At 62.6% G+C, this 12461-nt stretch carries 5 protein-coding genes; 1 reads left to right on the forward strand and 4 read right to left on the reverse strand.

The window, feature by feature from the left end:
• Positions 1-6: 6 nt before the first annotated feature.
• The 4 genes from A6A05_RS10420 to A6A05_RS10435 are packed head-to-tail and all read right to left on the reverse strand — an operon-like array spanning position 7 to position 11194.
• The gene (locus A6A05_RS10420; RefSeq protein ID WP_068500299.1) at positions 7-1785 is read right to left on the reverse strand and encodes an MCP four helix bundle domain-containing protein; all 1779 of its coding nucleotides are present in this window, start codon (positions 1783-1785) and stop codon (positions 7-9) included.
• 21 nt (positions 1786-1806) lie between these two features.
• Positions 1807-3306 (reverse strand): CheR family methyltransferase, encoded by a 1500-nt coding sequence (locus A6A05_RS10425; protein ID WP_068500302.1) that lies wholly within the window; start codon positions 3304-3306, stop codon positions 1807-1809.
• Entirely contained in the window at positions 3303-8555 is a 5253-nt protein-coding gene (locus tag A6A05_RS10430; RefSeq protein ID WP_068500305.1) for a PAS domain S-box protein, read from the reverse strand. Before A6A05_RS10430 ends, A6A05_RS10425 begins: the two co-directional genes overlap by 4 nt.
• The gene (locus A6A05_RS10435; protein ID WP_245644261.1) at positions 8552-11194 is read right to left on the reverse strand and encodes a PocR ligand-binding domain-containing protein; all 2643 of its coding nucleotides are present in this window, start codon (positions 11192-11194) and stop codon (positions 8552-8554) included. Before A6A05_RS10435 ends, A6A05_RS10430 begins: the two co-directional genes overlap by 4 nt.
• A 658-nt stretch (positions 11195-11852) precedes the next feature.
• On the opposite strand from A6A05_RS10435, the gene A6A05_RS10440 reads away from it, so the two are divergent.
• Positions 11853-12461 (forward strand): hypothetical protein (locus A6A05_RS10440; protein WP_156521005.1); only part of this gene is annotated, 609 nt, incomplete at its 3' end.

Raw genomic sequence — 12461 nt, forward strand, 5'->3', positions numbered from 1 at the left:
ATCTCTTTATGACACCGCTCGGGGGCGAACTGAAACGCTGATGCATTTGCCTCGGCTGCCGCGCGGCGGCAGCGGGCTGAAGGCGATGACCATCGGGAACTCGGCGCCGTCCTTGCGTAGCCCCACGATGTCTGCCCCGCCATCGATCACCCGGCTGGGGTGATCGATCAAGATTTGCTGGGACAGACCGCCCTGAGGGTCGCGCAGACGGACCGGAAACAACTGATCGAAACCGTTTCCGATCAGTTCCCCTGCCTCGTAGCCGAACATCGTCTCCGCAGGGGGATTGGTCAGCAGGATGCGTCCTTTGGCGTCGGCGACCAGCATGCCGTCGGGCGCGGTCTCGATGATGCTACGGAACCAGTTCTCGGTTTCCAGCAGTTCGGACTGCTGGGCTTCCATCTCGACCTGCTGCTCCTCGAGTTGAGCAGCCTGTTTTTCCATCCGCTCAGCCTGCTCCTGGGTCGCGGCCAGCAGTTCCTTGGTGCGCAGGTTGCGGTCGAGGATTTCCATGCTGGCCGACAAAGCTGGCAGCAGGCCGTCCAGAACCGCCCGTTCGCGATCGCCGATTTGCTGGAACGACGCCATCTCAAGGACGCCCAGGACGCGGTCGCCATGCATGACCGGCAGAACGACGACACAAGCCGGCGGCCCTTCGCCCAGTCCCGAATTGATGCGGATATAGTCCTTGGGAGCGGTCAGCATGATGGTCGAGCGCTCCAGCACGCATTGCCCGACCAGACCTTCGCCTGGCATGTAGCCGTTGGACAGGTGCTTGCGCTCGCGATAACCATAGCTGGCCCGCAGATTGTAGCGGCCGTCGCGGTCGGCGACGTAGAAAGCACCATGTCCGGCTCCGATAGTCGGCGCCATCTTCGACACGGCTACCTGCGTCAGTTCACCGAAATCCTCGGCTTGCTGCAGGGCGGCGCTGACCTCGGCGACGTGCGACTTCACCCAATGCTGGTCGTTGGCCTTGCGATAGATGGTCTGCAACACGCCGACGGCCCGAGCCATCACTCCGATCTCGTTGGGGTAGTCGGTATGGGGGATGACCACATCGACATTGCCGGCCGCCAGATCTTCGACCGAATTTCTCAGGCGGTTGTTCGGTCGCTGGATACTGAGGCCGATGACGATGCCGGCGAACACGGAAACGACGATTCCGGCAAGCAACAAGATGATCGAGTAAACCTTGACCTGGCGCGACTCCTCCCGCGCCTGATCCAACGAGGCATCGGCCGCCCGCTCCTTGATCTCGACCAGATCATGCAGGGCCTGGTCAGCCTTGGCGACGGCAGCACCGAACTCGGGACTAGTGATGTATTGGGCCGCTGCCGACGAACGCATTTCCTCGCGGCTGATCAATACGACGGCATGCTCGATACCCTCGAGTGCTTTGTTCAGGTCGTTCTGGAACGAATTGAAGCGGTCGATCACCTCGGGACGATAGATGCGCTTGCGGGCCTCGGTCAGATCGACCAGCAGCTTCTCCCGCGCCCGCTTGATCTGGGCCATCGCAGAATCGCGAACCACCTGATCCTGAGCAATCAGCATGTGGCGCATCGACCGGCTCATATAGATGAGATTCAGGTTGGCGTCCTTGATGTGCGAAATGCCCAGCAGGTCGTTCTGGTACATCCTTTCCATCTCGGCTTCCAAGGCCGACAACCCGGACAGGGCGTTCAGCCCGATCACCAAGGCCGCCACAATACCCGTCGAGAATCCGATCACCAGTTTTGTGGTGAGGGTCAACCGTTCGACCGAGGAAATCAGCGTTTTCATAAACCGTCCTTTCCGGGGACTTCAACGACGACGACGGAAGAGTCGGTGGAAATGATCGATGGGGGCGAAAAGCGAGTTGCCGACGAAACTGAGCGATTCCGACTGGCCGATAAACAGCAATCCCTGGGGTCGCAAGGACTGATGAAAGAGCTTTACCAGATCATCCTGCAAGTGGCTTTTCATGTAGATCAACAGGTTGCGGCAACTGACCAGGTCCAGGCCTGAGGGAGGAGGCCCGGCCAGCACGTCGCGCCGCTCGAAGGTCACGCAGGCCTTGATGGCCGGGTCGATTTCGTAATGCTGGCCGCGCGGGTGGAAATAGCGGTCACGCAAGGAATCCTCGACCTCCTTGAAAGCGGTCTTGCGATAAAGCCCCTCGCGGGCTGTGGCCAGGGCGTCCGGATTGAGGTCGGTGGCGGTAATGGCGATCGGGCGCCGGTCCCCAGTGACCCGCATCAACTCGGCCAGGATGATTGCCAGGGTATAGGGCTCCTCGCCCGAGGCGCAACCCGGCACCCACATTCGAAACGGTTCGCCGTCAGGCTTGTCGGCCAGGGCGCCGGCCAAGGCGCGTTCCAGGACGTGAAATGATTGGCAGTCACGAAAGAACGACGACACCGATACCAGGAACAAATGCTGCAGGGTGTCAAGTTCCCCCGGATCCTTGCGGATCAGCGCCTGATAGGCGTCGGGTGTGGTGATGCCCAGGGTGGACTTGCGCTTGTCCAGCCGTCGCAGCAAGGTCTCTTCCTTGTAGCTGGAGAAATCTATGCCGGTGGCTTCGTGGACTTTGGCGATCAACACCTGCAATTCATGATGTTGCGCCGCCGACACCACTGGATCGGCCATCGTCGCCTCGCCCACAGCCAGACCGGACGGAGACGGAGACGGAGACGGCGCGGTCAGGATTGCGGCCCCCGCTGCGGGGAAGCGCAACGCCAAGGCGTCACCGATAGTCTCGACCGGCAGCACCTCGTCGATCATCTTGGCGCGGATGGCCGCCTCGGGCATGCCGTCGAACTTGGCTTCCGCAGGCGTCTGCGCCAGCGTCAGCCCGCCGGCATTACGGATCGCACGGCACCCGGCAACGCCGTCCGATCCGGTTCCCGACAAGACGATCCCGATCGAGGCAGCCCCCCAACTGTCGGCAATCGAGGTGAGCAGCGCATTGACCGACGGCGTGGACAGATGTTCCGGGGCCGGATCGCACAGCCTTAAGATGTCGCCCTTCACATGGCCGTCCTTGCCGGCGGGAATGACCACGACGCGGTCGGCCGCCAAGCGGCTGCCATGTTCTCCCAACACCACCGGTAGAACCGATTCGCGCTGGATCAGCCGCACCACCAGATCGCTGTGGCCGTTGTCGGCCATGTGCTGGGCGACGACGAAGGCCAGCCGTCCGGTCGGCCGCATGCGGGCGAACATCGCCAGCATCGCCTCCAGGCCACCCGCCGAGGCGCCGATCCCGGCGACATGCGACGGCGATGTGGGGGTAGGCACGGCAGCGACGGCCAAGCTCATGGCAGGCCTGCCGCCGTCAGTTTTTCCAGCGCGCCGTCAAGGTCGCAATCCTCGATGGCGGCAGCCACCGGCCGCAACGCCTTGGCCAGGTCGGTACCCGCGATCTTCAGAATCAATGCCTTCAGCACGTCGCCGGCCTCGGAATCGCTGTCGCGTAGCAGAGCGGCCAACCGTCCCAGGGTCGCCTTGACCTCGGTATCGGCTGTGGCAGCGGGCTTGGCCGGCGTCTCGGCCGTCCCCCCGACCCGGCCCAGCCCGGCAACCACCGGGGCCAACTCGGCCAGGGTCACGGCCAGCAGGGCGTCGATCTCGACAGCTGGGCGATTCTCCTTGCAGGCCTGTTCCAGGTTCGCCGCCGCCTGCTGAACCCCCTTGGCGCCGATATTGCCAGCAGTCCCCTTGAGGGTGTGGGCGGCCCGCGTCGCGGCGGTGGGATCGGCATCGACGCGGGCGGCGGCGAAGGCCTGGGCGAAACCGGCCTGGCCGTCACGGAACTTGGCCAGCATGCGCAGGAACAAGGATTCCTTGTTGGCCATGGTCGCCATGCCGGCCTTGACGTCGATGCCGGGCAGGTCGGGCAGGCCGCCAACCACAGGAGCAGGAACCGGAACCGGCTTTTCCACCGATTGCGGCACCACTGTCCGGCCCGGCTTGATCCACTTGGCCATGGTGGCAAACATGGTGTCGAGGTTCAGCGGTTTGGCGATGTGGTCGACCATGCCGGCCTCGACGACCTTGTCGCGATCACCGGCCATGGCGTTGGCGGTCATGGCGACGACCGGGATATGGGCCAGGGCCGGATTGGCGCGGATCAGCCGGGTGGCGGTATAGCCGTCCATCACCGGCATCTGGCAATCCATCAAGATACCGTCGAAGCGAGAATCGCCGGCCAGGATGTCCAGGGCCTCCTGGCCGTTGACGGCGACAACCACCTCCATCCCCGCCTGGCTCAGCAATTCGGTCGCCAGTTCCTGGTTCATCTCGTTGTCTTCGACCAGCAGGACACGGACGCCGTCCAGCGCCTTCATCGCCGCCTGGTAGCCGGCTGCCTTGTCCTGGGTGCCGGTCTCGACCACCACGCCCTTGCCCAGGGTCTCGCCGACGGCCTCGAGAAGACTGGCGGCGGTGACCGGCTTGGTCAGCACCGTTTTCAAGGCGATACCGCGTTCCTGGGCGTCGGTCAGGGCCTCCTCGCGGCCATAGGCGGTGACCATGATCACCGCCGGAATATTGGCGCCCGGATCGGCTTGCAGATGCTGGACGGTTTCGACGCCGTCCATGATCGGCATCTTCCAATCCATCAGGATCAGGTCGTAGGTAAGTTCGCGCTTGTTGGCGGCGGCGATCATATCCAGGGCTTGGCGGCCGTCCCAGGCGGCATCGACCTCAAGCCCGAAGCCCTTGGCCATCACCGACAGGATCTCGCGCGCCGAGGCATTATCATCGACCACCAGGACCCTGAGGCCCTTCAATTCGTCGGGACGGAAAGTCCGCCGGGGCGCCGGTTGGGACTGCACCCCCAGATGGACCTCGAAATGGAAGGTCGAGCCCTTGCCGGCCTCGCTTTCGACCCAGATGCGGCCGTTCATCATCTCGACCAAATTCTTCGAGATCGCCAGGCCCAGGCCGGTGCCGCCGTATTTTCGGGTGGTCGAGGAATCGGCCTGACTGAAACTCTGGAACATCTTCCCGCATTGTTCCGGCGTCATGCCGATGCCGGAATCGTGGACCCAGAAATGCAAGGTGACGCGGTCGTCGGCGCGGTTGACCATCTCGGCGCCGACGATGATCTCGCCCTTGTCGGTGAACTTGACGGCGTTGTTGCCCAGGTTGATCAGAACCTGGCCCAGGCGCAGCGGGTCGCCGACCAGGGCGGTGGGAATGTTGGGGGCGATGTTGAACAGCAGTTCGAGGCCCTTGTCCTCGGCCTTCAGACCGACCAGGCCGGCCAGGTTGTCCATCACGTCTTCCAGGTGGAAGTCGATGGCCTCCATGCTCATCTTGCCGGCCTCGATCTTCGAGAAGTCGAGGATGTCGTTGATGATCCCAAGCAGGTTCTCGCCCGAACGGTGGACCTTCTCGATGTAGTTGCGCTGCTTCTTGTCCAGCTTGGTCTGCAGCGCCAGATGGCTCATCCCGATGATGGCGTTCATCGGCGTCCTGATCTCGTGGCTCATGTTGGCGAGGAAGTCGCTTTTCGCCTTGGTGGCCTCTTCCGCGATCTCCTTGGCGCGCAGCACCGCGGCCTCGGCCTGCTTGATCTCGGTGACGTCCTGGGACACGCCATACATGAACAGAGGGTTGCCGTTGCCGTCGCGGACCACGTTGCCGATGGCCCTGATCCAGGCGATTTGTCCGTCCATGGGGCGCTTGTAGCAATAGGTGGTGTCGTAGCGCGGCACCTTGCCCGCGACGGCATCGGCGTAATGCAAGCCTGTCGCCTCTGCCACGGCGGGATCGGCGGCGGTAATGCGGCTGTACCATTCGTCCATCAGGTGGTAGCGGAAACCCGGCGTCGGAATCTCGCCAAAGATCGCCGCAGCCCGCTCGGAACTTGTGTAGTAATCAGGATCGCTATAATCGATCAGCCAGTATCCGGCCTTGGTCAGGTCAAGCGCCGAATCGCTCAGCATATTGATATGTTTGATTTCATCTTCGGCGCGTTTGCGCTCGGTGATGTCCTGATAGGCGCCATACATATAGAGAATTTTGCCCGAAGCGTCATCGCGAACCAGTTTGCCTGCGGCACGGACCCACACCACCTTCCCATCGACCGGACGCTTGTAGGCGTAGGTCGAGTCGTAATGGTCGTAAGTGCCGTCGATTGCGCCTTGATAGCGCTCGGCGGTCAGGCGCGCGGTCTCCTCATTGGCTTCCTGCAACCGCGAGAACCATTCGTCCATCAGGTGATAGCGACCGTCGGGCTTCAGCGGTTCACCCAGGATGTTGGCGGCGCGATCCGATTGATAGTAATAGTCCGGGTCACTGTAATCGACCTGCCAATACCCGCTTCCAGTCAGTTCCAGCGCGACGTCCGACAGGAAGTTGGCGCGCTTCATCTCTTCTTGCAGGCGCTTACGCTCGGTAATGTCGCGATAGACGATCACCGTGCCCTTCAGAACTCCGTCCTTGATCACCGGTGTCGTCGAGTACTCCACCGGCAGCGCGGTTCCATCCTTTTTCCACAGCACCTCGGAATCGACGGTGCGCGGCTGGCCATCGACCGAGGTCTTGTACATCGCGCATTCGTCGCGCGGAAAGTCGCGCCCGTCGGGATAATGGTGGTGAACCAGGGCGTGCATGCCCATGCCCTGGTATTCGTCTGGGGTATAGCCCAGCAGCGCCGACGCCGCCGGATTGGCGAAAACGATGATTCCATCGTTGTCCAGCCCGACAATGCCGTCCTGGACCGCGCCCAGGATCAGGCGGCTGCGTTCTTCCAGGATGGCCATGCGGTCTTCGGCCACCTTGCGCGCGGTGATGTCGCGGATCGAGGCGCAAATGCACCGGCCGCGGCCTCCGATGGCCGGCAGCCGCGACAGCCCGACCTCGACCGGGAACTCGGCCCCATCCTTGCGCACGCCGCGCAGTTCGCGGTCGCGCATTGCCACACGGGCGCGATCATCGCTGTGAATGAAACCGTCGCGCTGGGCGGCATGGCCGCCACGGGCCGATTCAGGCACCAAAACCTCGATCGGCCGGCCGGCCAGCTCGCCCGGCCCATAGCCGAACATCGCCTCGACCTGCGGGTTGACCATGACGATGGCCCCGCTTTCGTCTGTGACCAGCATGCCGTCGGGCGCCGATTCGATGATGCCGCGATACCACGCCTCGGTGGCCTTGATCTCGGTCTGCTGCGCCTCCAGCTCGACCGACTGCTCCTCCAGCCGGGCCGCCTGCTTTTCCATGTTCTCGGCCTGGCGCCGGGTTTCGGCCAACAATTCCTGCGTCTTGGCGTTGCGCTCGAGGATTTCCATGGTCATCGCCAGGATCGGCATGACCCCTTCCAGCAGGGATTCCTGGTCGGGCCCGAAACGTTCGAAGGTCGCCAGTTCGACCACCCCCATCAACTGGTCGTTATGCAGGATCGGCAACGCCATAATGGCCCTGGGCACCGCCTCGCCCAGGGCGGAGCTGATGCGAACATAGTCCTCTGGCGGTTCGGTGATGATGATTGGCTGGCGTTCCAACGCACACTGGCCGACCAGTCCCTGTCCCAGGGCGATGGTCTGGTTGAACGTCTTGCGGGCCAGAAAGGCGTAGCTGCCCACCAGCCGCAAATGCCGCTCGGCCTCGACATGGCAGTAGAAGACGCCGTGCCCAATGTTCAACAGCGGCGCCAGACGAGCCAGAAAGCCCCGCGCCAGGTCGGTGATGTCGGTTGCCGCCTGCAATTGCGATCCGATCGCCGCCTGGTTGGTCTTGACCCAGCGTTGGGCGGCCAATTGGCGGGACTGAGCCTGCAGCACCTCGATGGAACGCGCCAACCCGCCGATTTCATTGGGATAGTCGGTGTGGGGCACCGTCACGTCCAGATGGCCATCGGCCAGTTTGTCAACCGCCAGACGCAGATGTTCGGATGGCCCCCGAATCGACCAGGTGATGACGATTCCAAGTCCCAGCGCCAGGATGAGGCCACCGCCCAGGATCGCCAATGCAAACACCATCGCGTCTTCCGACCGGGTCCTGGCGGCGGTGGCGGTCATTTGGGCGACGACTTCGGTCCCCTTGGCGATTTCAGCCAGAGCGTCGTTGGCGGCGCGGCCGGCCTGCTGGAATTCCGGTGCCGCCAGCAGCGCCAGCGAATCCGCCAGGTCGCCGCGACGCTGCGCTGCGACCACCAGCTCGACCCGTAACTTGTATTGGTTGAGGGCGGCGTCGAACCTGGCCAGGGCCGCCTTGTTGCTTTCAAGGTCCAGGCGCTTGCGCGCCTCGTCCATCTCGCGGCGCAGACCGCTTTCGGCGTCGGCCAACTGGCGATAGGCGGTGTCGCGTTCACCCGGGGCCTGAGGCAAGATGGCCTGGCGCAGCGCCCGGCCCATGAAGGCGTACTGGACACGGGCCTCCTTCAGGTGGGACAGGGTGGCGATTTCGTTGGCGTAGAACCGGTCGAATGTCCGGCTGATCTGGTTCATGCTGTAGAGGGAATAAAGATTGATGCCCAGGGCGACGGCGACGATCGAGGACAACCCCAGCAACATCTTGCGCATCAGCGGCCACTGGCCGATGGCGGTCAGGATGACCTTCATCGCTGCGTCTCCCCTTCGTGGCGGGACGGCGCCTGATGGACCCGGGTCGCGTCCTCGGCCAGGCTCATGGCGGCCAGTCGTTCCTGGCGCAACAGGACGGCTTGGCGGGTCAATGCCTGCTGCGCGGCGGCGGCACGGTGGCGGGCCAGTGACATCGTCGAAATCAGCCCGGCGAAACCGGACAGGAAGCCCAGGATGATCGGCAGACGAGCCTCGTCCATCACCGGCGCGGCGGCGACCGCCTTCAGGTACTGGTCTTGGTCATAGCCGAACTGCTTGGCCTGGTTGCGGAAAAAGTCCATGTCCGGCGGCCCCACATGGAACTGGCCGATGAAGACATTGGCCAGATGCTGGCCCTCGACGATGATCGGCGAGGCGCAGTCGGTCAGGCCGTTCTTGCAGCGATAGATGGTGAAATCCTCGCCTTCCTTCAGCTTCAGCGCCAATTCGGTGTCGCTTTCGATACAGCGGGCACAGGAATCCGGGTTGACCCGATGGAAGTCGGTGCAGGCCGGTTGCCAACGCGACGAGGCCAGGATGTTGGCCTGCAGGTCGATGATGGCGGCCGACACCCCGACCACATCGCAGAAATTCGAGAACAGTTCCTGAAAGGCGTCCAGATCGACTAGGTCGGCCAGTTGCAAAGACCGGCCGGGGACGTTGAAATTGGCTTCGTAATCGGGATGCGGCTCGATTTCATGGTCGCCCACCGCCTCGACCAATTCGGTGACGTAGGGCGGTGAACGCCCCATTTCGTCAGCGAGAGCGTTGACCTCGCGCTTGAGTTCAAGAATGCGAATCTCACGCCCGCGGGCTAGATGGGCGAAGCGGTCGGCGTCGGACAGGCGGGCCAGTTCACGCTCGGCATCCTTCATCTGGGTGATATCGACGAAGGTACCGACCAGCCCCCCCGGCGAGCCGTCGGGACGGCGAAAGCCGGACAGGAAATAAAGCGCATCGTGCACAGAGCCGTCAGCGTGGGCGATACGCAATTCGCGTTGGGTGCGACCGGCAGCAGTGATGATCGCCTCGTTCTCGGATTGGTAGGCAGCTCGATCGGCCGGATTCAGGAATTCCAGATCGGTCATCTTTCGGCCAACCAACTGGTCGATCCGGACACCGAAAGTGTCGGCATAGGCCTTGTTGGCCCCGACGATGCGGGTATCCTCTTCCAGGAAGAACACCGGATAGGGAATGCTGTCGATCAGAACCTGCTGGAACGCCAGTTGTTCACTCTTGGCCGCTTCCGCCGCCGAGGTGACTTGCAGGCGTTCCTCGATATGTTCATGTCGGCGAACCAGTTCCAGGTTCAGGGCCAAAATCCCGACCAATTCCTCGAATTGCCGCGTCGTTTCATCGTCGGGGGGGGACAGAAGAGCGACCTCGACCACGCCAAGCAGCGATTCGTTCAACAAGATCGGCGCCAGGATCACCGCCCGCGGCCGGGTGTTGCCCAGCCCGGACCCGATGGTCCATATCCCGTCGGGAGGCGTGGGGATGACCCGCATGACCCGCGTCAAGGCGACCTCGCCCAGCAGACCTTCGCCCAGGGAGATTTCGGACGGAATGCCGGTATCGACGGCATAGCCGGCCGCCAGGCACATCAATCCATCATGGTCGTTCGTCAGGACATAGACCAATCCCTGCAAGGTGCCGGTCAAATGGTGGGATTCTGTCAAGAAGGCTGCCGCTAGATCGGGAATGCTGGACGCCTGCTGCAGGCGAAGCGCAGTTCCCGCCAACTGCGCCTTGCGTTCGGCGCTACGCTGCTGGGCGCGGGCGAAGGCGGCGACCTGTTCGGCCGACAGATGCTGGGCATGGCGGCTGCGCATCATATTGACCAGCGTCAGCAACAAGATTCCGACGACGATTCCCGCTCCGGCACCGATCGACAGCGAATCGCGACCGGAAACGGTTCGGGTCAAGTCCTCCATCATCACCAGGGTCCAGTCGCCGAACGGATCGTTCCACCCGACCTGGGCCCGGGCCACCGCATAGCGCCGTCCATCCACATGGACTTTGTCGTCATCAATGGAAAACGGCAGGGACTGCGGTTCACGCTTGTCGAACATGGCGCCGAACTGCTTCAGTTCACGGATGGCCGTCAGCAGTTCGGACGTCGGCGGTTCCTGCATGAAACCGATCCATTCGGATCGGTTGCCGGCAAACACCACCCCTTGCGGTGACAACAGCAACGTGACGTCGGCCTTGTCCTTCAGCAGGGCGTCGATCTTGACCAAATTGGTTCGAGCCACCACGCCGCCGATAGAGACGCCGTCACGATTTTTGTCGGCCAGAACCGGCGCGGTGAAATAAAGCGAGCGGTCGCCACGTGCCAAGCTGACCGCCGCGTAGACATTCTCCTTGCGCTGCATGGCCATCTGGTAGTAGGGGCGGAATTTGACGTTCAGGCCGGTTGACGGCTTGCCGCTGCTGTCCCACGACGAGCGGATGAAACCGTCCTGGCCGACCACGAAGATTCCGTCGGCGTCGTAGGCCTTGGCCACGCTTTCAAGTTTGGCGAGGATCGACGAAGTATTGGGGGTGCCGCCCCCCAAGCCTTCGGCCTTGATCTCCTCGTCCAATAAGCCAAGGACGGACACCGACCCCATCAAATTACCGTTCAGGGTCTGGGACATGATGGCAATGGCCTGGCGATTCGCCTCGAAACTCAGGCGCGACAGCCGCCCGTCCTCATCCACCGATCGGACAGCCGATGCAGTACCAATGGCGATCGACGCGGACAGTGCAATGATGACCAGCCAGGACTGGGGTATGTTGTTGGAAACAAACAGGACCAATCGGCCGATCATTCGGATCTCTCCGCCCTACTGCAACCCAAGTCAGGAGCACGTCACGGTAGGCCACCCCCTACTGCAGTCTATGACGGGGCGTAAACTTTGGCGAGTGGCTTCATTCTGGCGGCCTGCGACACAAAATCGCAAAACGCCGCCTCCTGGGGAGAAACGGCGTGTTCGTTGAAATTGGTTGCTGGGGCAGGATTAGATCGGCGGGGATAGCGGGCGGGAGAGGTCGGGATTTTCACCACGGCTTGCCCAAGCTTGCGCTGGTCTGCTTTCCCTATATGTTTCGCGCCTTAGCGCCGAGCGTCGCCCTTCTGAACTGGTGGACATGCTTGCCCAACTCAGCGGGCAAGATCTGTCGTATCTCAGACATCTCCGCTTCCTAGCCTCGAAGGAAGTCTCCGCCCTATTATCCGTTGGACCGGCTTTGTTTAGGCGCTTGCCCCAATCGACGCAATCCGTCCGCAACATTTGCCGGGAGGTCCGAGGCCGTGTGGACTGGGGAGCAACGCTAAAGGAACGCCTGTCGCGAGGGCATGACCCGAGCATTTTCTCGGTGGCGGTCGCCCATCGGCATTCTGATATGCCTGAGAACCGCGCCTTGGTCCATGTTCTCCGCCGCATATCGGAGGAGCAGACCTTCCTGGACAACGTCACCGCCGAAAGCATGCTCGACGGCTTCATGCAGCGATTCGGCTTCATCATCGCCGACGCCGACCCCGAGCGAACGCCGGACATGTTCCCCATCTACCGGCTGGAGGAAGACGCCAACCTGGACCCGTTAAGGAAGGCCTGGACGAAGCTTGCCGCCCTGCCCCTGCATCCGGTTTACGTCGTAGACCGGGATGCGGAAATGGCCTTCATCCATGTGTTCAAGCGGCAATACAGGAGCCACGCCGACATGCCGTCGTCGTTCTTTCGCCGGGTCATGTGGCGGACCTTCAAATACGCGTTGGTCTACCATGTCCTTCTCGGCAAGGCCGATGACCGGCTCGATGCGGAAGACATCGGCTGGGCGACGCGGGTCACCGCCTGGATGGATCACCACCAGATTGCTCCCGACCAGCGCAAGGACAAGCTGTCCGGGTGCTTCTTCATCCCT

It is taken from the genome of Magnetospirillum moscoviense, assembly GCF_001650635.1.
Classification (GTDB): domain Bacteria; phylum Pseudomonadota; class Alphaproteobacteria; order Rhodospirillales; family Magnetospirillaceae; genus Magnetospirillum; species Magnetospirillum moscoviense.